Consider the following 22,623-nt stretch of genomic DNA (forward strand, 5'->3'; position numbering starts at 1 on the left):
CGGATAGTTCCGGTCCAAGTGAATATGCGGTTGAGTACGCCCTGAATTGTTATGTTATATTATAACCATTTAAATTTAGTCAACTACTACTGAATGCTTGTTTTAACCTGAGCCCCGGTCATGATGATCGGGAAATGACAACCTATCTCCAAAAGATTCGGCTTTGGCGGCGCCAACATCTGCCTGGTGTTTACCCTTGTCGTGGGTAAACATCAGTGCCTCTCACAACCGACCCCGATGCCGGTTTTTTTATATCAATTGCATTTTCTGAGTCCCATCAGGGCGAGCCCATGGAAGAGATGCAAGATGCCGTTGAAATCAGCATGGAACTTTTTCATAACTGCCAATGTCTAATTTTAAGACTGATCAGAACTTTTGTACCAAGTTAGAGAGGTTGACCATTTAATTTTTCAAGGAGGAATTGATGATGAGAGAAGCACGGATTCAGCCAGGAAACAATAACAGACTGCTCGACCAATGGCGCGCTAAAATCGGTCAAGAGACAGGGGATACCACTCAACCAACATTTAGTGGCCGGTTTATTGCCAGATACGATAACTTTTTAGATAAAAACTTAATGCTTAAGGTATACAAGGACGCAAAAGAAGCCAGAAGCTTTGATGCCTTTGCCGATAACAGATTAGAGTATCTGGCCCATAAAAAAGAAATGAAATACTACCCAAATTTCCTGGACAGCAGTCCCCACAAGGATCGCTATAATGTGCCAGTGCTCGGGGCATTTTGTTCAGGTGAAATGCTGGCACCCGTTATCGCATTTGACAGGTCTTGTAAATTAGCTGACGAAGATCAGGTGAGAGCCTATCTTGAGGAAAAAAATGTCACTGAATCAGTGGCTGATTTCACCTGTTCCAGCCTGGAAAAAATGGCTCAACTAGGCAACTGGTCCGATCAGAGAGTGCCATTTCACTCCAGCATACTAAAATATACGCTTAATTCAGACTTCCCGGAAATATCGCATCTGGGTTGGCATTATGACTGGACCAGTTTATCAATGACAACAGTGGTTTCGCCATGCGAGCAGGAAAACGGTACATACTCCGGCGGAGAGATGTCTTTTGCTGAACGAGCACAAGAAACGTTTTTTTCCAGACTTTATTCTAAGTTTTTTTATACGCCAAGCTACATTCCTGAAACGGTCAAAACGTATTCCTATCCAGAAAGTGGCTGCTTTTTTTTCGAGAACCTCTGGTCGGAACACAAAGTGAACAAGATGAGTCTGGTTGCAGGGGAATCTTGTGAACGCGTCCTGTTTACCCTGTTCGCAAATCCGAATTTAGAACAACTGATGTCCTTTTTGAGCCGAAATTCAGACAAAAATCTGGTGACAAAAGATGGGCTTTGAAGTCAGTGACTTTGAGTGCTGCGAGGGGTTCGAAATTCTCCGAGACATATTTCTCTGCTTTATCGCTTGTCTCGCTGGCCGGGTCTCTTTATATTCGAGAAACTGAATAGCACTCAAATCAAGAATAAGAATCCATGAACATTGCCATCTATATATACGACAATGCAGAAGTACTGGATTTTTCCGGTCCTTATGAAGTGTTTTCAACAGCCAGCCGGGTCTGTGCAGACGGCGAGCCTTTTAATGTCTTTCTGATAGGAGAGACTGGTGAAACCGTTACTGCCCGAGCCGGATACAGCGTGAACCCTGACTATGGGTTCTACAATCACCCCCCTGTTGACTTACTGATGGTGGTTGGCGGTGTCCATCATGCTGAATTGAAAAAGCCTCAGGTACTGGACTGGCTACGTACTTTTTCAGCCAGTGCACACATGACAACATCCGTTTGTACTGGCGCTTTTATCCTGGCCGAAGCGGGTATTCTGACCGATCAGAAAGTCACTACGCACTGGGAAGATATTCCTGACCTCAGGCAACATTATCCAAAACTGGATGTGGTCTCAGACCAGCGCTGGGTAAAAGACGGCTCTATCATGACATCAGCCGGTATTACCGCCGGAATCGATATGAGTCTTTCTCTGGTGAGTTTACTGCACAGTCAGGAACTTGCTGAGAAAACTGCAAGACAGATGGACTTTGTATGGATGCAGGAGCCAGAGCAACGCAGGAGCAGTTGCCGCGAGCACCTGAGCAATGAGTCAGAAAATATGATTTCCTATGGTTGAGTACTTACGGGCTTCGATGCAAAACCATCTGGTCGTTTGATCGCAAAGTTTCATGCCTCGGTCAGTTCAGCTTGCTCAGGGACTTTGATCATTGATCCGGAACTTATTGAAGCAGTGATTGACTGAGACTAAAACCTTACTCAAATGAAGTCACTGTTTCATTTGCTTACACAGCCAATGGCTCTTAAACTTCACAATCATCCGATCCTTTTGACTTAAGTCCGACTGCATCTGGGTGGCCTCGTCCTAGGAGCCTGACCGAGAATAGCGCCCGTAGCGAGGACGGCAGAAAATTGAGGATGAAAATTCGGTTTTGTGAGGAGAATAGCGAGCTATTTGACGAACAAAAGCGGATTTTCAGACCAATTTGCTGCCACCGCAGTAGGGCAGTCTATTCTCGGTCAGGCTCCTAGTCAGGCGACCTCTCTGACACTTTCTGAGCGGCTACCTTGACCTTAAGAAGTTTGTTCTGCGTTTCTACAGGAACGAATCGGAGGCTTTGTATGTCTGTTAATCAATGTCCGATTATGCATCATGCCGCTGGCAGTGGTACTTCCAACCAGGATTGGTGGCCCAATCGATTAAATCTGGAAATTCTGCGTCAACACGGTGGTGCTTCAAACCCGATGGGTGCGCATTTCGATTATGCGGCTGAGTTCAACAGCCTGGATTTCGGGGCGGTCAAGACCGACCTCACATCACTGATGACCGACTCCCAGTCCTGGTGGCCCGCCGACTTTGGTCATTATGGTCCTCTCTTTGTCCGGATGGCCTGGCACAGTGCCGGAACCTATCGCAATCTTGATGGCCGTGGTGGTGCAGGAACGGGTAGCCAGCGTTTTGCCCCCCTTAACAGTTGGCCAGATAATGCCAATCTCGACAAGGCCCGTCGTTTGCTCTGGCCTGTTAAACAGAAATACGGCCGAAAACTGTCCTGGGCTGACCTGCTGATTCTGACAGGTAATGTGGCTCTGGAAACAATGGGCTTTAAAACCTTTGGCTTTGCCGGCGGGCGAGTAGATATCTGGGAATCAGAAAAAGATATTTACTGGGGCAACGAGAAAACCTGGCTGGGAGACGAGCGCCACATCGGTGAACGTAATCTGGAAAAGCCACTGGCCGCCGTCGAGATGGGCCTGATCTATGTTAACCCCGAAGGTCCTAATGGCAATCCTGACCCAAAAGCTGCTGCTATGGAAATCCGGAGTACTTTTGCACGCATGGCGATGGACGATGAGGAGACCGTTGCCCTGATTGCAGGTGGCCATACTTTTGGCAAGTGTCACGGGGCGGGTGACCCATCTCTGGTCGGTCCTGAACCCGAAGCAGCAGACATAACCGAGCAGGGACTGGGATGGAGCAGCAGCCATGGATCTGGAAAAGCCGGCGATACCATTACGGGTGGTCCGGAAGTGACCTGGACCAGCCAGCCAACCCAGTGGAGCAACCTGTATTTTGAAAATCTGTTCCAACACGAATGGGAACTAACCAAAAGTCCGGCCGGAGCCTATCAATGGGTGGCCAAAGACAGTGAAGACACTATTCCTGATGCCCATGATCCAACAAAACGTCATCAGCCCACCATGCTGACTACCGATCTGTCACTTCGTTTTGACGCAGCTTATGAAAAGATATCCAGAAACTTTTATGAACATCCGGATCAGTTTGCCGATGCCTTTGCCCGAGCCTGGTTTAAGCTGACTCATCGGGACATGGGACCCATTTCACGCTACCTGGGTCCGGAAGTGCCCAGCGAAGTAATGATCTGGCAAGACCCCATTCCTTCTGTTGATCATGAACTGATCAATAGGGAGGATCAGGCTGCGCTCAAGCAACAGATTCTGGGTTCTACTCTCTCAATCAGTGAACTGGTATCAACCGCCTGGGCTTCTGCCTCAACCTTCAGAGGCTCGGATATGCGTGGTGGCGCCAATGGCGCCAGAATCCGGCTGGAGCCCCAGAAAAGTTGGGAGGTCAACAGGCCAGAACAACTTACTCGCGTTCTGCAGCAGCTTGAAGATATCCAGCAAGCGTTCAATGGTTCTCAATCAGGTAACAAAAAGATTTCCCTGGCCGACCTGATTGTCCTGGGTGGTTGTGCCGCTGTTGAACAGTCTGCTAAAAATGCAGGCTACACTATTGACCTGAAATTCAACCCTGGTCGTATGGATGCTTTACAGCAGCAAACGGATGTTCAGAGCTTCCGGCTACTGGAGCCTCTAGCGGACGGCTTCAGAAACTATCAAAAAAATACTATGGATGTTCCTGCGGAAGCACTTTTAATCGACAAGGCTCAGCTGTTGACCCTGACTATCCCTGAAATGACGGTACTTGTTGGTGGCATGCGTGTTCTGAATACCAACAGTGACCAGAGTCAGCATGGGGTTTTCACCTCTAAATCAGATGCCCTGAGCAATGATTTCTTTATCAATCTGCTGAATATGGACACTGAGTGGAAAGCTACATCGGTGGATGAAAATATTTTTGAAGGACACGATCGTAAAACCGGGGCCAGTCAGTGGAGCGCAACCCGGGTAGATCTGATTTTTGGTTCAAACTCCGAACTCCGTGCAGTAGCCGAAGTCTATGGTTCGGACGACGCCGGTGAGAAGTTTGTTCACGACTTCGCTGCCGCCTGGCTGAAAGTGATGGATCTTGACCGGTTCGACCTCAGGGATTCCTGATTGCTTCAACCAATACAAAAACCGCCAGAATCAGCTGGCGGTTTTTTTTAAGTACTGAAAAATACTTCAGTCTCAGGCATTAGCTTGCCGGATGACATCGACAGCCTGACCATTCTCTTCAGCAGAGATACAGGCTGCAGCAGTAAACAAAACGTCGGTTGAACTGTTCAATGCCGTTTCAGCAGAATCCTGGATAACACCGATGATAAAACCAACGGCAACAACCTGCATAGCCACATCAGCAGAGATGCCGAACAGGCTGCAAGCCAGAGGAATCAGCAGCAAAGAGCCACCTGCCACACCTGAGGCGCCGCAGGCAGACACAGCAGCAATCAGACTCAGAATCAGAGCCGTTGGCATGTCCACCTGGATACCCAGAGTATTGACAGCAGCAAGAGTCATTACAGTGATGGTGATGGCAGCGCCCGCCATGTTGATGGTCGCTCCCAGAGGAATGGATACAGAGTATGTATCCTCATGCAGGTTCAACTTTTTGCAAAGCTCCATGTTCACTGGAATGTTAGCGGCGGAGCTACGGGTGAAAAATGCGGTTACACCACTTTCACGCAGGCATTGGAAAATCAGTGGGTATGGGTTGCGCCTGAGTTTGGCGAACACGATCAGCGGGTTCACGACCAGCGCAATAATCAGCATACAACCGATCAGAACCATCAACAGCTGCCCGTACTCAGCCAGAGCAGAGAAACCAGTCTGGGCTATGGTGTTGGCGACCAGACCGAAGATACCAAAAGGTGCCAGCTGGATAACAAACCGGACGACGTTGGATACCGCATCGGAAAGGTCATGAATAAAACGCTTGGTGCTATCAGAAGCACGATGCAGAGCAAGCCCCAGTGCGATAGCCCATGTCAGAATACCGATAAAATTACCGGTCATCAGAGCTTCAACGGGATTCTGGACAATGTTGAACAACAGGGTGTTCAGAACTTCACCAATGCCCTGGGGCGGGTTGGCACTGGCTTCATTAGTGACCAGAGTGAGAGTAACCGGAAAAGCAAAGCTCATGGCAACGGCCGTCAGAGAGGCCGCCAGGGTGCCGATCAGGTAGAGGCTGATGATGGGCCTCATGTTGGTGTGCTGACCTTTCTTCTGGTTGGCAATAGAAGCCACCACTAGTACAAAGACCAGAACAGGTGCTATTGCTTTGAGGGAACCAACGAACAGAGAACCCAGCAAAGAGAAAGAGATAGCGGTATCAGGAGCGACGACCCCAAGGCCTGCCCCCATTACAATACCTGCGATTATCCTCAGAACCAGGCTCGTGCTGGCCATGCGTTCGAATAGAGATTGAGTTTCACCCATACCATACCCCACTTTATTTATAATGAAATTGACGCCCTTTCAGACAATCAGTTGACGATCGGGGAAAGGCTGAGCTCCCGGCTTTTGGCTGTTTGCTCATCAATCTTTCCGTACCATTCCCCTCGTCTGAAAGGCCCCTGGATATAACGGAAATCACCTATCGGGCGATCATTTTATAAGCAGTTCACACAAATCAAGTGCCCAAAACTAATGGATCAGGCCCTCTGCATTATTGATATAAGTTATATATTTAGACCGTTATTCTACAGAGTAAGTTCACTATTACTTTTCCGCCAGCTGGCTCAGTGGTCATTTCAGTGGAGGCATTGAGTCACTTTGCCCCTGACCCTGTTGATCTTTATGCGTGGGATAAAAATCAGCTTTACCCATCGTTTATTGGCCTTTAAAGCTTTTTTCCTGTTCATTTATTGAACTCAGCAGTGAGGATAGAGAGTCCGGGATGACACGTCATTGTGGATTGAACGGTAATGGGAAGGGTTTCCCTCGAGACATTAATCAGTAAATCACATGAACAATAGGTATATTCGCTCTCTGACACTGTCTTCTGCCGAAAAAGCAATCACAGCCAAAGGAAGTTAGCTCGTTGTTTGAATCACGAAAGTATCCGTTTCAAGTCTCTTTTTGAGCGGTATAATCTGAAACAGGCATTAAAAGTGCCGAACGACAGTGATGCAAACATTACCACAATGGCAAACACGCCGGAACTTCATGCGCCTTTCGTCGCTGGACTGCCAGTCGCCCCCCAGACCAGGTTGAAAGTTTAATCCATCAAGTTTGCACGTTTACCAGCACACCTCTTCAACGAACCGGAAATTTATGTACCGTAAAATGTCTTTTAACGATTCATCATCGGAAGTGATTAATAAATACCGCGGAACGGTCAGTGGACGCTGGTTTGACCTGATTAATCTGCAATTACAGAAACATGGGGTGGATCCATTACCTCCCGAGCATTTCAATATTCCTCTTGAAAGCTGGTCATACTGCGACAGGCCAGTCCCGGTTGATGGCGCTCGCAGGCTGCTCTACTGGGCCGTGGAGCAAACTGATAACCCGCTGTTACCGGTCGATCTGGGGCTTTCACTCCAACCGCTTGATATCAAGTCGCTGGGTATCGTCTTATGGAGTGCTGCATCACTCAGGCAACGAATTGAAAAACTGGAGATGTATCAATCATTGGTCACGACAACTACCCGAATCATCTTCAATGAAAAAGCCGGGACAGCCACATTATTATTAATTGACAGTGACGCTCTCGATAAACAGGTCAACCTGACCACACATGGCATGATGGCCCTGATTTCAGCTGTTACCAGGGTAATACGCTGGGACAATGAAGCCAAAATCACGATACACCTGCCATTTGAACAACCGACATACCACAAAAGACTTGAGGGGAAATTGGAAAGTACTCTGAAATTCTCCATGTCTCAGTTTCGCATAGAATTCAGTGTTGATGCACTGGATCAGCCTCTGCGCACCTCTGACCCAGAGCTGCTTCAGGCAAATGAATCACTGGTTCAGAAAAAGCTGTTAATGATCGAAAAAAGCAACCTTGTTTTAAAAGTCAGTCGCTCACTCCTGGAGTTGAGCCCGCTTATACCGCCAACGACTGGTGAAATGGCAAGCCTGATGAATATGAGCAGTCGTACATTCCAGAGAAAACTGACAGAGCTGGGGCTGAGTTACCGGGAACTGGTTAACAAAATACGCCATGAAAAAGCGATTGCCCTGATTGAGTCCGGCGATACGCCCCTTTCCACTGTCGCCTATGAGTTAGGGTTTGGCGATTTGAGCAGTTTTTCCAGAGCGTTTAAAAGCTGGACAGGTTTGTCGCCAAGGAAGTACCACAATGTCCAATCCTTCAACGTTTAAAAATAAAACGGTACGAAATATGGCTCAAATCAAACCCTTTATTGACAGTCGGTAACAAACAAGTACATGGCGCACTCTGCCAAGTTTTTGATGGAACATTGATGTAAAGTGAAGACCTCAACGTTACCAGACAAGACCCTGAGTTACAGATATTTTCGGGGCGGGTCACTCTGTGCAAATAAAAAAGGAGTCACTATGACTGCTCAATTTGATATCAAAAACTGGCAATCAACCTACGATCGTAAATGGTCACCCCTGGAAAGTGCGGCAAATGAAATCCAGTCCGGGGACAGGGTTTGGATTGGTGGTGCCAATGGTGTTGCTATCCCGGTTCTTAAACAGCTTTGTCATCGTAAAGATGAATTGAAAGACGTTGAATTGTTCGGCGCACTATTAATGTTTCCTTTTGATTTTCTCAAGGCAGAATTTAAAGGCCACATCAATTACAACTGTTTATTTACCGGGCCACTGGAGAGAAAATTTCTGGGACCTCATGGCAATATAAAGATTAATTCTGTGCATTTTTCCCAGACGCAGAGCTTTATGAAAAACATCATGAAGCCGAATGTTCTGTTGATGGAAGTTTCCCGACCTGATGAAAATGGCTTTATGAGTCTGGGTCATATCGGTGCCCTGTTAGGCGACAGCGTGGTCGAAAATGCCGAAAAGGTGATCGTGGTTGTTAACGACCAGGTACCCTATCTTAAAGGTGAAAGTAACTTTGTTCATGTAGACCAGATTGACAAACTGGTTGAATGCAATCACGAACTGCCCTTCGCGCCACAGGCCCAGCCAAGCGAACTGGAACAGAGTATTGCGAGCCACATTCTGCCTTACATTAATGATGGAGACACCATTCAGATCGGTTTTGGCGGACTCTCAGATGCGGTTGCCTATGGTTTGGAAAACAAAAAGAATCTGGGCGTGCATTCGGAAATGATGACAGACTCCCTGCTGCACCTGATTAAAATTGGCGCTATTGATAACAGCAATAAAACCATTGACAAAAACAAACTGGTTTACGGACTGGCTGTAGGAAGTCGGGACCTTCTGGATTTTCTGGATAACAACGACGACACCCATGTCATGCCCCTGTCAACGCTGAACAGGCCGGAAGAAATAGCTAAACAGGATAATTTCATTTCCATCAACGGAGCTTTGATGTGCGACCTGACCGGCCAGATTGCGGCTGAAGGTGTTGGTCTGAACCAGATTTCATGCACAGGTGGTCAGCTTGATTTTGTTCGCGGCGCTGGCATGTCCAAAGGTGGTAAGTCCTTTATCGCCCTGTCGTCTGTCTTCAAAGGCAAAAACGGCCTGGAATCCCGCATTCAACTGACCCTGCCCGCCGGAACACCGGTGACCACACCACGCAGTGACGCTATGTTCATTGTCACAGAGTACGGTGTTGCCGACGTGCACAACAAACCCCTCAAAGACCGTACTGCAGCCCTGATTGCCATCTCTCATCCGGATTTCCGCGAGCCCCTCACTGCCCAGGCACGTGAAGCAGGTCTGATCGACTAAAACGGACATTTTCTCTTCTGCGAACCTTGATTAATTCTGCAAAGGTCGATCGATGCTTAGGCTTTTAAATTGGAGAATGCTATCGTCTCTGAAGAGACGACCATTGTAGAATAGCTCCAGAGGCTTGCTTTGCAAGCCTGGCTCAGATCCCCGCCTTCACGTCCTCGGTGATGATTACGGGGTTTTTAGCGGGGATTCAATAAACGGAGGAGGGCAGGCGATGCAGTCTCACAATCTTCTGGCAGGGCTAGTCATCGGCTTGTTTCTGACGGGGTGTTCTTATCATGGTCGACCAGAAGAAAAGTCGATGTGTACCGAAAGCTGGTATGAGTATGCAGAGTCGAGAGTACCCACAGGCGATGGCATGGGACACGGCCCTGATCCCGGCTCCACGGAATGGCGCTCAGTTGTGGAATTCAGACTCAACTTACGAGATCAGAACCTGTTGCCTGATCGATCAAGCGATCAATGGTGTCGGGCTATCGATCAATTTTTAAAAGCCCATGACGGATAGTTTTACCTTCACCGGAATCGCCTGAGCTGATCATTTCGTCATAGGCTGAAAACATCACCATATCCAGTTGATCCGACAGATCCTTGCCTAAAGTGTATTTGGCCTCGAAAATGCTGTGAAAGACTTTGGGCTTATTTTCTGCACGCTCGGTAAGCCATTCCCTGTCGTTAATCCGGCACAAATAGATGTCACCTTCAGCCGAAATCAGCTCCAGATGTGTCTGCTTTTGGCGAACAACGGCAGTCAGTGTTTTCAGATTCATAACCTTGCCTCACGAATGTTTTCTGAGTAACCAGGATCCCATGAAGGGGTTGTCCAGCCTTTGGCTACTGCCAGCCGGTTCCGCCTCAGGAATGTGAATTGCGATGACGCGCATCAGTTTAGAAACAGAATTGGATTCAACATCCAGCATGACTACAGAGCCACCCTGTTCAAGGTGATCATGGAAAGGCTGGAGCCTGAAGTTGTCACTGGAAGCGCCGATCAACCCCCCCAGCCAAGTCGAGTAACCCAGTACCACCATGCATGCGAAAAAAGTGACCACCGGGGCAACCGGATGCGCCGCCATTAATTCATGGACCGCAAGGCCGGTCAGCACTGTCAGCAGGATACCAATGAGAAAACCTCTCTCACCTGAACGAACCGTGTCGTATTCTTCGATAAAGGACAGATCATTCAAATGCTTTTTCTGCGTCGCCAGATGATCTTTGTGAGCGATGTGGATTCGATTGTGAGAGACCCCTTCAGCTTCGGCAAGGTCGTTCAGCTTTTGGGCGAAGGCGAGGTCAGGCAGACGATAGAGTACTCTTAACATACAAAACACCTTCTTGCGGTGATTAAGTAAGGTCTCAAAACTCAATATTAGAGCTATTACGGATGATTGGCGAATTTGGATCACTTAGAAAGCATCAGGGCTTTTTGGCGCACCTTTCCTTGACAAACTCCCTGAAGGTTCGGTCGGCCAGAGAGGTCACTTTTTTTCGCCAGACCATGACAATTTCCAGTTTTACCGACTCAGTTAAAGGTACAAAGATTTGGTATTTACTTTGCGTGATGGGCTCAGACATTGGGGTTATAGCACGATCGTCTTCATTCTTACACTGGTTTCAAATTCAACGCTCAATTCAAACCTGAGCCAGAGGGGCGTCGGGTGATGAAGGCGAAGCACCTGAACGAACTGGAAGCATACGTTAGATGCGCTAACAAGATTGTTATGAACTTTATGATGAATGAGCACTCTAGAAAGAAAACATGAAAGGAATATACTGTGAATTCAGCCCCTATCCAGCCCTTTGGGTCAACAAACTTTCAAACCTGTGCTGCAACCAGTCAAGTTACGACGTCTGAAGATTATCATTCATCTCAGGTGTTTATACCCAGAGGTAATGAATACTTTGATTTGCAAAGATTAATCACCACCAGAAAAGTGGCAAAAGTAAAAAACGGACACATACTTAGTTCTTCTATCACTAAAAATAACGCAATCCCATTGTGGCTGAGAATACCATCAGATAAACCTGATAATGCTTTTTGGACCTCCACTCTAAAAAAAGACGCCACAAGCAGTAAAAGTACAACTGCCTGGATAGAGTGGTGTAGAGAAAATAGTTTGAGATTCTGGTTAGGAAACGATGCTGCTCAGTTTAAAGTTTCAGAAACGGCAAAAATATTAAAGATTGATTCCTTTGAAAAATATGAAAATTTAGTGAAAAACTTCCCCCATGCAGAAAATGATGATTATATCGACTGGGAACGAGTAGCTACCGAGTTTGATGCTGTGCATTGCACAGAAGATTTTTGTATTCCGGGATGGAATTGTGAATCAACAGCTTGGTTAAATACAGATAAATTAGCATTCCAGAAATCTATACGCTCAGAAGAAATTGACTTGTAGAATGAACGATTGAGCACCTGACAGAAGCAATAACATGATCGATCTTGCCACACCTGCTTATCGAAGATTGTTGCCTGGGCACTGCCGGGCGTCGCCCTGGCCGGGCAACCCGTGCCAAAGTCAGGGGCTAGCGCACTGTATCTTGTTGCTTATTCTCCGGGAGGCAGTCTGGAAGGGTTCCTACTGATCGCCTGCTGGCAGAAGGCAGCCTGGCAGATAGCCTCGCCTTGCAAAAATACAGATTACCTCGTCCGCTATCCCGTCCTGAATCAATTGATTGCAGGACGGGACAAACAGTCAGATTAATGGCCGTAGCGATCCAGCAGTACTTCAAACATGGCACGAACCCCGAAAGCTTCTCCACCTACAGGACGACCTGGCTGATTACGAATATTCCAGGCCATGATATCAAAGTGAACCCAGGGAATGTCCTTGCCGACAAAATCCTGCAGGTAGAGTGCCGCAGTAATAGAACCCCCATAAGGCTCCCTGGCACAGTTGGTCATGTCAGCGATTTCGCTTTTAAGCATGTATTTGTAGCCCTTGTGCAACGGCAGGCGCCAGACCGGGTCCTCCGTTTTATCACCTGCCTGCATCAGTTCACACGCCAAAGCCGTATCGTCGGTATAAAAGCCACCCACTTCAGTACCCAGGGCTATACGGCAGGCGCCAGTCAGCGTGGCGAAATCGACAATCATTTCAGGATTTTCGGCACTGGCCTCGGTCAGAGCCTCACACAAAACCAGACGACCTTCTGCATCGGTGTTGTGAATTTCTACTGTCAGACCCTGGCGGGTTTTCACAACATCGCCGGGACGCAGGGCATTGCCGGCAACCGCATTTTCTACGGCTGGAATCAGCATTCTCAGACGAACAGGCAGATTGAAGTCCATAATCAAACGCGCCAGTCCAATGACGTGAGCGGCACCGCCCATATCTTTTTTCATCAAGCGCATACCCGCTGAGCCTTTCATGTCCAGACCACCACTGTCGAAGCAGACGCCCTTACCCACCAGAGTAATCAATGGATGCTTCTCGTCACCCCAGGTCATATCGATAAGTCGTGGCGCATGGCTACTGGCACGGCCTACCGCATGAATGGTGGGGTAATTTTGGGCCAACAGCTCATCACCTACAATCTGACTGACTTTGCCACCGAACTCTTCAGCCAGCTTTGCCACTGCCTCGCCCAAATGCTCAGGCATCATATCACCTGCCGGGGTGTTTACCAGATCACGAACGCTAGCCACCGCTTTAACATACTTTTCAGCTTCTTCAACCTGAGCCTGGCTCGGCAGAATCAACCTTGGACACTCTTTCTGATCAGTTTTTTTGTAGCGGTTAAACTGATAGGCACCCAGTCCCCAGCTGAATGCAGCCAGTTTGAGCAGGTTTTCATCCCCCTGAAGTTTGTAGTCTCCGGCTGGCAGCTGATTGACCAGATCACCGCAGATAAAGTGACTGGAGAGATCTTCAACCCCCACAATGACCTGCCCCATGACACCTTCTTCACCGGGGATCAGACTGATGCCTTTTCCTTTGTAGTCTGTGCAGGTCAGCCAGTTCTGAAGAGGCTCTGACTGCTCATCAAACCAACGATCATAATCTGAAGTTTCAATCAGAGTCAGAGGAATACCGTGGTCACCAGCCAGCAAATAGGAAAGCATAGGTCTCTACCATTTGGGAATAAAAGGAATTAAAAGACAACAATATCGAAAGAAGGTACTCAGTATCGAGGCAGCCTGCACACCCTGTGCGGTAGCAGATGCATGGGGCAAACCGCAATATTGCCGTTTGCCCCATGCTATCAGAGCCACATTAACCATGCCAGTGGGCATAGCGTTTTTGGAGCTGCGGCAGGCTTAAGAATCCATAATCAACCTGCCAGACTCCAGTCGAAAAACTCGATCCATCTGCCTGGCAAGATTCATGTCATGGGTTACCACAATAAAACTGGTCTTGAACTCTCTGCTGAGAGTCGCCATTAAACCGTGCACTTTTTCAGCAGTGTTAGGATCAAGGTTACCCGTTGGTTCATCCATAAACACCAGATCAGGTTCGCCGACCAGGGCTCTGGCAATGGCTACACGCTGACGCTCGCCACCGGATAATTCTGCGGGCTTATGTTTGGCCCTTGCCAGCAACCCCACTGCCTCCAAAAGCCGTTCTGCTCTCTCCTTAATCTGCCTGATGGGCATTTTCTTTCTTAGCAGCAAAGGCATAGAGACATTTTCCAGGGCGGTGAACTCGGGTAACAGATGATGAAACTGGTACACAAAACCGAGGTGGCGATTTCTCAGCTCATTCTGCCGGGCCTCTTTCATCGTCGACAGATCATAGCCGCAGACTCTGATTTCACCGGAAGAAGGACAATCCAGTCCGGCCAGCAGTTGCAGTAATGTCGTCTTCCCTGAACCGGAACTGCCCACCACCGCTAACCTTTCAGAGGGAGCGACTACCAGATTCAGGTCTTTCAATACTTCCAGCTTTTCAGGGCCTTCATCAAAACTTTTGGCAAGTGCCCTGCACTCCAATATTACTTTTACGGACTCAGTCATAACGAAGTGCCTCTGCTGGCCGGGTTTTAGACGCTCTCCAGGCAGGATACAGAGTAGCCAGGAAACTCATGGACAGACCTGCAATACTGATGACAGCAACATCGCCCCACTGCAATTCAGAAGGCAGATAACTGATAAAATAAACGTCCGGACTGAGGAACTGGATACCCAGTGAGGACTCAAGAGCTGAAATAATTTCAGAAACGTTCAAGGCAGCAATAATACCGAGTACAACCCCCAGTAATGTGCCCACAACACCAATGAGAGAGCCCTGTACCATAAAGATACCCATGATAGTTTTCGGACTGGCGCCCAGTGTTCTCAGAATAGCGATATCTGATTGCTTGTCAGTCACCACCATCACCAGAGTAGAGACGATATTGAATGCCGCTACCGCAACAATCAACGTCAACAGCAGGCCCACCATGGTTTTTTCCATCTGGATCGCCTGAAACAGTTGCCCCTGGGTTCGAGTCCAGTCCTGCACGTAGTAACGACCGGGCAGCTGAATAGCTACATCCCAGGCCAGTTTGGGTGCAGCAAACAGATTTTCCATTTTCAGCCGAATGCCTTCAACACCTTCAGGGACTCTCATGAATCGTGCAGCATCCTGAATGTTGATATAAGCCAGACTGCCGTCCACTTCAGCACCTACCGAAAAGATACCGACCACAGTGAAACGCTTGAGTCTGGGGAAAACACCGGCAAGGTTCACATTCGCCTCGGGTAGAACCATGGTCACCTTGTCACCGGTTGTGACCCCCAGAGACTGGGCCATGATTTCACCCAGCACTATGCCAAACCTTCCGGGTTTCAGGTTGTAGAGAGATCCCTGCTCCATATGCTGATTAACAATTGAAACCTGCTCTTCGTAGGCCGGATCAATCCCGTAAACCATGGCCCCACGAACCTGGCTGCCACTGGTCAGCATCCCCTGACCATCCACAAAAGGAGCTGCAGCAACAATCCCATCCTGTCCGGAGACCTGTTCCAGAATATTCTGCCAGTCTTGCATACCGCCCGATGCTGACGTAATGGTGGCATGGGGAACCATACCCAGAATGCGCTGTTTCAGTTCCCGGTCAAAACCGTTCATGACTGACATGACAATAATCAGTACACAGACCCCCAGGGTCAGCCCAACCATCGACATGAGTGAAATAAAGGAAATGAAGTGATTCCTTCGTTTGGCCCGGGTATATCTGAGGCCGACAAAAAACGGTAATGGTCTGAACATTTAAAATTTATGAGGCGTCAATAGTTGCGAAGTTCGCTATTATAACCCCAACGGCCCGGTACAATAAGGCTGTTTGCATTTCCTTGCAAAAGCGACAGTCTCCCACAACGATAACCGGGGCTGCAGAGCTGTTGCAGCCAACCCATGAGAATAAGAAAGTAGCGAGAAAGTATGCCTGTCATGAAACATCTGTTATCAATACCGTCATTAGCCCTATCCATGACCTTATTGGGTCTTGTCAGTTTCAACCAGAATGCTTTTGCAGCAGAAACCGGTGACACCATTGCGGTGCCCGTTGGCAGTCAGTCGGCTGAACTTCGCAGTACAGTTCTGTTGCCGGAAAGAGGTCAAAGCATGGAGTCCGTCAAGGATCGTCTGGGAGCACCTGAAATATCTGAAACGGTTGGAAAACCCGCAATTACCAAGTGGAAGTACCAGGACATGACCATATATTTTGAAGATAAAACCGTTCTGCGAGCAGTTGTTCACCCCAACTTCCAAAAAGCCGAGCCAACCGCTGTTGCCACTGATTCGGCTGTCAGACAGCCCTGAGCAGAGCAAACCACCAAAAAAGGCGACCGTGTTTAAACAGTCGTCTTTTTATAACACCAAAAGGTCTTCATAATCAGGCTATTGCCAATTTCGTCTGGCTTTTATCTTGTGGGTTTATCAATCTTTCCAGATGGATAGCAATAATCATGCACTATCGTTTTACACAATTTTTTGACTATCTTCAGCAGTTATCGAAGACTTATCACCAGTCTTATCATGGCACTGTAGAACAAAGCTTCTTTTTTATTCTCCTTTTCATTGAAAAATAGGTTTGTCTAAAACCTTGGTAATGATTAACAATATCTTCCGCACTCCACCTAAACAGCCCCCTTTTCATAACACTAAAATGTCAGAACAATCTGGCCGTTGCCAATTTCTCCTGACTTTTTTCTACCGGATTCATCAACCTGTTCAGTTTAGGTGTCGTCAGAAACATGATCAGGGCAACCACTGCTGAAATCACACCCATAACTTCGAAGAAATGGCTGTAAATTGGCAGAGTAACCAGTGCGGTCGCCGACTGAACGGAATCAACAGCGGTCAAGCTCGCCACATAACCAGCCACTGCAGAGGCTGCTGAAGTCATCAGAAACCAGGCCCCCATAATGAAACCATGCATACGCTCAGGCACCAGCTGAGCCACCATCGCCAGGCCAAGACCACTGATCAGAAGCTCCCCCAGCGCCTGAGCCGGATAAGTACCAACAATCCAGAAGCAACCAACCCCTTAGCGCTGGCAAACAGGGAAGCCAGAGGAATCAGAAAAAAGCTCCCTGATGTCAGGGCCATACCCATAGCATACTTGGCTGGCATACTGATGGCTTTTACCGATGGCTTTTTACATAATCTTCTCGCTTCGACGAACACATCTTTGGCGTTGAAAATCAAAATCAATGGTTTGAAGAACAGAGAACACCACCTTCAGAGAGCCCTCAGTTATAAGTCAACCATAAACTGTTACGCTGTCATTCCCGAAAATTGTCGTGCCTGCAACTGCCACCTGAACCGGGCACATCCTGACCTACAACGACCATTACATCAATGGTATCTCCGTAATAATCGAAGGGACACTTTACCAGGTTGGCAGGATCAGATCTCTTCTCAGCATAGGGTCCACATCCGTCACAGGTTGGCATATACCATCTAACGACTGCGGTTGCCTTGGGAGGGGTATCCCGGGATACGACGATATCCTGATATCGCGGTTTTTCACTTTTGTAACATTCTGTACGCACGTCACTCTTATAATGTAGGCCAAGTTTGCTGATGTTTAAGTAATGGGGAGGCATTGAGTCAGTCTTCGGATTATATACCCCGTACATGCAATGACTGTCTGACCCAGCCCTGAAAGAGTAGGACGCGCTATGATCGGAATCATAATTTCTTATAAAATAAATAAATTGATCCAGTGCGTGAACACTTCCGAACGCAAGTGCAAGAATCATTGACCCCGCTAGTCTGGAAATCAGCTTCATACTTCTCTCCTACTGATGAGTTGACGAGTGACCTCTTCCAATGTCATTCACGAAAATTGTCGTGCCTGCAACTGCCACCTGAACCGGCCATATTCTGACCCACAACGAGCATTACATCAGTGCTATGTCCGTAATGGTCAAAGGGACACTTTAATAGGTTGGCAGGATCAGATTTCGTCTTGGCATAGGGTTCACATGTGCTGTCATCACATGCTGGCATATGCCACCTAACGACAGCGGTTGCCTTGGGCGGGGTGTCCCGGGATATGACGATATCCTGATATCGCGGTTTATCGCCAGTGGAACATTCTGTAAGTATGACATTCTTATAATGGAGGCCAAGTTTGCTGATGTTTAAGTAATCGGGTGGCATTGAGTCAGTCTTCGGATTATATACCCCGTACATGCAAGAACTGTCTGACCCAGCCCTGAAAGAGTAGGACACGCTATGATCGGAATCATAATTTCTTATAAAGTAAATATACCTGTCCAGTGCGTGAACACTTCCGAACGCGAGCGCAAGAATCGTTGACCCTGCCAGTCTGGAAATCAGCTTCATACTTCTCACCTACTGATGAGTTAACCAGGCAGTCAGGGTATGAAGCCTCATACCCTGTTGTCGTCTGCATCGTACCGGAAATTATAGCTCTGATTTACTACCACCTGATTAACCTGAAATGATCTTCCTGAATATCAAAAACACCTTTAAGTTTTCTAGAGTTGGAAAAAGCGGGGAGGTCCATAAAAATCAGCTCATACTCACTGATATCCTTTACCAACCATCTCAGGCAAACTGTGGGATCACGGCGTTTTTGCCAAATATCAGTGCGATTTACTTTTTCATAATCTTCCAGCTTCGATGAATACCTTTTCGGCGTTGAAAATCACGATCAATGGTTTGACGGGTGATCTCTTCGACAACAAATTCTGACTCAACACGCTCATCCAGTTTGAATTTTCTAAAATTGTTTGAGAAATAGAGAACACCGCCCTTGCTCAGCCTCTTTACTGCCAGTTCAATTAACCTGAAATGGTCTCTCTGAACATCAAAAACATCTTTTAGCTTTCTGGAGTTGGAGAAGGTGGGAGGGTCCATAAAAATCAGATCATACTCGCTGATATCTTTTTCCAGCCATTTCAGGCAATCTTCCCGCTCCATTCGGTGACGCCGCTCGCTCAGACCGTTCAGGGCCAGATTCTTTTTACCCCAGTCGAGATAGGTATTGGAAAGATCGACACTGGTAGAAGACACGGCTCCCCCCATGGCGGCATGAACGGTTGCTGTGGCGGTATAACAGAACAGGTTGAGGAAACGTTTGCCCGCCGCTTCTTTCTGCAGTCTCATTCTCATCAGTCGGTGATCCAGAAACAGACCCGTATCCAGATAATCATGCAGATTAACCAATAAACGACATCCGCCCTCTTCAACTTCCATCATCTGTTTCTGTTCGTCTTGTCTTACATATTGACTGGAACCTGATTGCCGCTCACGCCGTTTGAGGACAATATTTTCATCCGGTATATTCAGCACCTCAGGCGTCACTGCCAGAGCTTCGATTAACCGCTCCTGAGCTTTTTCTTCGTTGATGGATTTAGGCGCTGCATACTCCTGAACATGCACCCAATCACGATACACATCTACCGCTACAGCGTATTCCGGCATGTCGGCATCATAGAGGCGATAGCAGTCAATGTTGTTTTTTCTGGCCCATTTGCTCATCTGTCTGAAATTCTTCTTCAAACGATTGGCAAACATGTTAGCCCCTTCAGAAATATAGGTAACCGTTCTGGCCTCTGGTTGATTCCGTTCCTGTTTTTCTGCAACGGCCTCTCTCGCTTCACGGCTGCGAATATCATAAAGAAAGAGCTTACAGGGCAGTGCACCGTTAAAGAGTGAATAACTCTTTCTTGGCCCCATTCCGAGATTTTTCACCAGACTGGGCGTACCAGTGAATATGCCTGCTTGCCAACCCGGGCAATGCTCCTTCAGCTTTTCACCCAGATGTTTGTAGAGGTAGACCAGACTGGCTTCATCGCCCATACGTTCACCGTAGGGAGGATTACAAACCACCAATCCGGCATCTACGTCAGAATCCATCGCCAAATCCTTGAGCTCCTGCTGTCGTATCCTGACCCTTTTCGACAGCCCTACCCTTTCCAGGTTGGATTTGGCACGATGAGCAACAGAACCCAGACCTTCAAAGCCAGTAATATCCGAACTCAGGGTAGCCAGCCCCTGTTGCCGACGCTCCCTGGCTTCCTCCAGCACGTTCATCCACACCTTTGGCACATGCCCCATCCAACGGTCAAAACCGAAACGGGTCCGGAGCAGACCGGGGGCAATATCAGCCGCCATCATGGCACCTTCTATTAACAGAGTACCGGCGCCGCACATGGGGTCCATTAACGGTTTGCCCTGTGCCGCCATTTCAGGCCAGCCAGCCCTTATCAGAATGGCCGCTGCCAGATTTTCCTTCAGAGGCGCTTCACCTGATTCCTGACGATAGCCCCGTTGATGCAAACTCTGACCTGACAGGTCAATCGACACAAACGCTGTTTTTCCCCTGGCATGAACATTGACTCTTATATCGGGGTTAGTGGCATTGACAGAGGGCCGCCAGCCATGGTCATCTCTTAACTGGTCAACGATGGCGTCTTTAACGACCTGGGCACCGAATCGGGTGTGATTAATATCTGGCGTGGAGCCGTTGAAGTCGACCCGAAAACTGCTCTGGTTGTCGAGATGATCATCCCACTCAAACGTTCTGACACCCTGATACAGGCTGTCTTTATTCTCGGATCGGATCTCACCCAGCCGCAGTAAAATCCGGCTTGCCAGTCTGGACCAGAGACAACTGCGATAAGCAACCTCAAGACTGCCCTTGAAACTCACACCAGCGACAGTTTCCCGGACAGATTCAGCACCCAGATCCGTCAACTCTCTGGCCAGCAGAATTTCCAGCCCCTTGGGGCAGCTGGCGAAGAGTTCCAGAGAACGCTCTGTAAGAGGCGTATTCATAACTTATATTCCAAAAAAATTTAAAAACTCAATACTTATTAGGATTGATTTCTCGACAGCCTGTTCAAACTTCGTTAGAAATTAAACCGTAGACTTTCCCTGTACGTTTGCTCTCTGGTTTTTTCCCAGTTCCCTCGTTGCATGTAACTTGCATATAACCTGGTGGGCTTCCGGAGTTATCACAACAGGCCGGATCAGGGAATTTTCCAAGTGCTGTAACAGGGTGCCAGGGAGGCATTGATAAACGAATCAGCAAGAGGCAGTACCACATGATGAAAAGACAAAAAAGGGATATGACAGACAGAGCCTTTACCAAAGGATATCGGACAGGTGCGTCTGGACGTTCGAAGGATATCTGCCCACATACGGACCCCCAACTTCGCCAAGCCTGGCTAACGGGCTGGCGCGAGGGTCGCGTAGACAACTGGGATGGCTTGATTGGCATTTCCGGCCTGCAACGGGCCAGTAATGCCTCCTTTCTATAAGTTACCCTATTGTTAAAGCCCATATAAGCCCCGGATCTCCGGGGCTTCTTTCATCTCGTGCAACAACCACATGAACGCAGAAGCATATCCCTGAGTCAGAGCCTGCTTAAAAGTGTTTCAACCATGATCACAAGAATAAACGGCCTCTGCCGCTTCACGAATCAGGGAAGGACCTCTGTAAATGAAACCTGAATAGAGCTGAACCAGGCTGGCCCCTGCTTTGATCTTGTCCGCTGCGGTTCTGGCATCCATGACACCGCCCACACCAATAACAGGCAGTTTTCCGGACAGTTCGCAAGACAAGAGTTTAATCACTTCTGTCGAGCGATCGCTTAACGGCGCACCACTGAGCCCACCCTGTTCATCGGCGTTGGCCAAACCCTCAACAGCATCCCTCGACAAGGTGGTATTGGTCGCTATAACCCCGTCCATCTCATAGGAAACCAGTTCACGGGCGATGTCAGCAATTTCATCTTCATTCATGTCCGGTGCAATTTTGATCGCTACCGGAACCCTGCGACCGTATTTGTCGGTCAATAAAGCCTGCTCTTTTTTCAAGGCATCCAGCAGACTTTTCAGAGCATCACCAAACTGCAATTTACGCAGCCCCGGAGTGTTAGGGGATGAGAGATTAACCGTGATGTAGCTGGCATGGGGATACACTTTTCGCAGGCAAGTCAGATAATCACTTTCAGCGTTTTCTACTGGAGTATCAAAGTTTTTACCGATGTTAATGCCAATGATGCCCTGGTAATGACACCTGCGGACATTTTCAACCAGGTGATCAACCCCTTTGTTGTTGAACCCCATGCGATTGATCAGCGCCTGACGCTCTGGAATCCGGAAGCACCGGGGCTTTGGATTGCCGGGTTGAGGGCGGGGTGTCACGGTGCCCAGCTCAATATGACCAAAACCCAGACTGCCCAGACCATCAATGCAATCTGCATTTTTATCAAGACCTGCTGCCAGGCCGACAGGGTTTTCAAAGGTCAGCCCCATAACTTCCCTGGGACGGGAAGGCACAGATGGCACAAAAGCACCGGTCAGGCCAAGCCGCTGGCCCGCACCTATCATCTCTAGTGCCACATCGTGTGCATTTTCAGCAGAGAGACAAAATAACAACTTTCGGCCCAGTTGGTACATGAAAAGCCCCGGATAATGTAGATAAACCTGCGAAATTATACGCAGCTTCATTTTGAAAACCAGTGTCGCAGGGTTTTTTATAATTCCGAATTGACTGGCACTAACAAGACGGACAGTTATTCTGACCAAAATGGAAATTTTCTGCCATTCCGAGGGTCTTACTTAATA

At 48.1% G+C, this 22,623-nt stretch carries 21 protein-coding genes; 9 read left to right on the top strand and 12 right to left on the bottom strand.

Features of this window, described 5'->3' with window-relative positions; all coding sequences use genetic code 11:
* The first annotated feature begins 424 nt into the window (after nucleotides 1-424).
* The 3 genes from ACOJUN_RS23940 (at nucleotide 425) to katG (ending at nucleotide 4,832) form a co-directional block, all read left to right on the top strand.
* On the top strand, nucleotides 425-1,363 hold the full coding sequence (locus tag ACOJUN_RS23940) for a hypothetical protein (RefSeq protein ID WP_422134350.1): 939 nt from the start codon (nucleotides 425-427) through the stop codon (nucleotides 1,361-1,363).
* Nucleotides 1,364-1,497: 134 nt separating this feature from the next.
* Nucleotides 1,498-2,148, top strand: coding sequence for a DJ-1/PfpI family protein (locus tag ACOJUN_RS23945; protein WP_422134351.1), 651 nt, complete (start codon nucleotides 1,498-1,500; stop codon nucleotides 2,146-2,148).
* Between the two features lie 503 nt (nucleotides 2,149-2,651).
* Entirely contained in the window at nucleotides 2,652-4,832 is a 2,181-nt protein-coding gene (gene katG, locus ACOJUN_RS23950) for a catalase/peroxidase HPI (RefSeq protein ID WP_422134352.1), read from the top strand.
* Nucleotides 4,833-4,904: 72 nt separating this feature from the next.
* Here katG and sstT read toward each other — a convergent pair whose 3' ends face one another.
* Nucleotides 4,905-6,155 (bottom strand): serine/threonine transporter SstT, encoded by a 1,251-nt coding sequence (sstT, locus tag ACOJUN_RS23955; protein ID WP_422134353.1) that lies wholly within the window; start codon nucleotides 6,153-6,155, stop codon nucleotides 4,905-4,907.
* 849 nt (nucleotides 6,156-7,004) lie between these two features.
* On the opposite strand from sstT, the gene ACOJUN_RS23960 reads away from it, so the two are divergent.
* The 3 genes from ACOJUN_RS23960 (at nucleotide 7,005) to ACOJUN_RS23970 (ending at nucleotide 10,075) form a co-directional block, all read left to right on the top strand.
* The gene (locus ACOJUN_RS23960; protein ID WP_422134354.1) at nucleotides 7,005-8,051 is read left to right on the top strand and encodes a helix-turn-helix domain-containing protein; all 1,047 of its coding nucleotides are present in this window, start codon (nucleotides 7,005-7,007) and stop codon (nucleotides 8,049-8,051) included.
* A 195-nt stretch (nucleotides 8,052-8,246) separates the two neighbouring features.
* Complete coding sequence (locus tag ACOJUN_RS23965; RefSeq protein ID WP_422134355.1) at nucleotides 8,247-9,578, top strand: acetyl-CoA hydrolase/transferase family protein; 1,332 nt, start codon at nucleotides 8,247-8,249, stop codon at nucleotides 9,576-9,578.
* Between the two features lie 284 nt (nucleotides 9,579-9,862).
* Entirely contained in the window at nucleotides 9,863-10,075 is a 213-nt protein-coding gene (locus ACOJUN_RS23970) for a hypothetical protein (protein ID WP_422134356.1), read from the top strand.
* Here the strand turns inward: ACOJUN_RS23970 and ACOJUN_RS23975 are convergent.
* From ACOJUN_RS23975 to ACOJUN_RS23985, 3 genes are all read right to left on the bottom strand, one after another.
* On the bottom strand, nucleotides 10,058-10,354 hold the full coding sequence (locus tag ACOJUN_RS23975) for a DUF6482 family protein (RefSeq protein ID WP_422134357.1): 297 nt from the start codon (nucleotides 10,352-10,354) through the stop codon (nucleotides 10,058-10,060). The genes ACOJUN_RS23970 and ACOJUN_RS23975 overlap by 18 nt on opposite strands.
* A 9-nt stretch (nucleotides 10,355-10,363) precedes the next feature.
* Nucleotides 10,364-10,906 (bottom strand): hypothetical protein, encoded by a 543-nt coding sequence (locus ACOJUN_RS23980; RefSeq protein WP_422134358.1) that lies wholly within the window; start codon nucleotides 10,904-10,906, stop codon nucleotides 10,364-10,366.
* A gap of 94 nt (nucleotides 10,907-11,000) precedes the next feature.
* The gene (locus ACOJUN_RS23985) at nucleotides 11,001-11,159 is read right to left on the bottom strand and encodes a hypothetical protein (RefSeq protein WP_422134359.1); all 159 of its coding nucleotides are present in this window, start codon (nucleotides 11,157-11,159) and stop codon (nucleotides 11,001-11,003) included.
* A gap of 200 nt (nucleotides 11,160-11,359) precedes the next feature.
* Between ACOJUN_RS23985 and ACOJUN_RS23990 the strand changes: the two genes are divergently transcribed.
* A complete protein-coding gene (locus tag ACOJUN_RS23990; RefSeq protein ID WP_422134360.1) occupies nucleotides 11,360-11,986 on the top strand; it encodes a hypothetical protein in 627 nt (208 codons plus the stop codon).
* Nucleotides 11,987-12,288: 302 nt separating this feature from the next.
* Here ACOJUN_RS23990 and ACOJUN_RS23995 read toward each other — a convergent pair whose 3' ends face one another.
* The 3 genes from ACOJUN_RS23995 to ACOJUN_RS24005 form a co-directional block, all read right to left on the bottom strand.
* The gene (locus ACOJUN_RS23995) at nucleotides 12,289-13,653 is read right to left on the bottom strand and encodes a leucyl aminopeptidase family protein (protein WP_422134361.1); all 1,365 of its coding nucleotides are present in this window, start codon (nucleotides 13,651-13,653) and stop codon (nucleotides 12,289-12,291) included.
* A gap of 195 nt (nucleotides 13,654-13,848) precedes the next feature.
* On the bottom strand, nucleotides 13,849-14,544 hold the full coding sequence (locus tag ACOJUN_RS24000; RefSeq protein ID WP_422134362.1) for an ABC transporter ATP-binding protein: 696 nt from the start codon (nucleotides 14,542-14,544) through the stop codon (nucleotides 13,849-13,851).
* A complete protein-coding gene (locus ACOJUN_RS24005) occupies nucleotides 14,537-15,781 on the bottom strand; it encodes a lipoprotein-releasing ABC transporter permease subunit (protein WP_422134363.1) in 1,245 nt (414 codons plus the stop codon). Before ACOJUN_RS24005 ends, ACOJUN_RS24000 begins: the two co-directional genes overlap by 8 nt.
* 180 nt (nucleotides 15,782-15,961) lie before the next feature.
* On the opposite strand from ACOJUN_RS24005, the gene ACOJUN_RS24010 reads away from it, so the two are divergent.
* Nucleotides 15,962-16,333: a hypothetical protein gene (locus ACOJUN_RS24010; protein ID WP_422134364.1), complete on the top strand. Its 372-nt coding sequence runs from the start codon at nucleotides 15,962-15,964 to the stop codon at nucleotides 16,331-16,333.
* 349 nt (nucleotides 16,334-16,682) lie between these two features.
* On the opposite strand, the gene ACOJUN_RS24015 is transcribed toward ACOJUN_RS24010, so the two are convergent.
* From ACOJUN_RS24015 to rlmKL, 4 genes are all read right to left on the bottom strand, one after another.
* Entirely contained in the window at nucleotides 16,683-17,042 is a 360-nt protein-coding gene (locus ACOJUN_RS24015) for a hypothetical protein (RefSeq protein WP_422137124.1), read from the bottom strand.
* Nucleotides 17,000-17,221: a hypothetical protein gene (locus tag ACOJUN_RS24020; RefSeq protein WP_422134365.1), complete on the bottom strand. Its 222-nt coding sequence runs from the start codon at nucleotides 17,219-17,221 to the stop codon at nucleotides 17,000-17,002. The genes ACOJUN_RS24015 and ACOJUN_RS24020 overlap by 43 nt, the downstream gene beginning before the upstream one ends.
* A 77-nt stretch (nucleotides 17,222-17,298) precedes the next feature.
* The gene (locus ACOJUN_RS24025; protein WP_422134366.1) at nucleotides 17,299-17,808 is read right to left on the bottom strand and encodes a hypothetical protein; all 510 of its coding nucleotides are present in this window, start codon (nucleotides 17,806-17,808) and stop codon (nucleotides 17,299-17,301) included.
* An 832-nt stretch (nucleotides 17,809-18,640) separates the two neighbouring features.
* Nucleotides 18,641-20,827: a bifunctional 23S rRNA (guanine(2069)-N(7))-methyltransferase RlmK/23S rRNA (guanine(2445)-N(2))-methyltransferase RlmL gene (rlmKL, locus tag ACOJUN_RS24030; RefSeq protein ID WP_422134367.1), complete on the bottom strand. Its 2,187-nt coding sequence runs from the start codon at nucleotides 20,825-20,827 to the stop codon at nucleotides 18,641-18,643.
* Between the two features lie 272 nt (nucleotides 20,828-21,099).
* Between rlmKL and rmf the strand changes: the two genes are divergently transcribed.
* Nucleotides 21,100-21,312: a ribosome modulation factor gene (gene rmf / locus ACOJUN_RS24035; protein WP_257281103.1), complete on the top strand. Its 213-nt coding sequence runs from the start codon at nucleotides 21,100-21,102 to the stop codon at nucleotides 21,310-21,312.
* A 117-nt stretch (nucleotides 21,313-21,429) separates the two neighbouring features.
* On the opposite strand, the gene ACOJUN_RS24040 is transcribed toward rmf, so the two are convergent.
* A complete protein-coding gene (locus ACOJUN_RS24040; protein ID WP_422134368.1) occupies nucleotides 21,430-22,506 on the bottom strand; it encodes a quinone-dependent dihydroorotate dehydrogenase in 1,077 nt (358 codons plus the stop codon).
* Between the last annotated feature and the right edge of the window lie 117 nt (nucleotides 22,507-22,623).

It is taken from the genome of Endozoicomonas sp. ALD040, from assembly GCF_049275945.1.
Taxonomy (GTDB): Bacteria; Pseudomonadota; Gammaproteobacteria; order Pseudomonadales; family Endozoicomonadaceae; genus Endozoicomonas_A.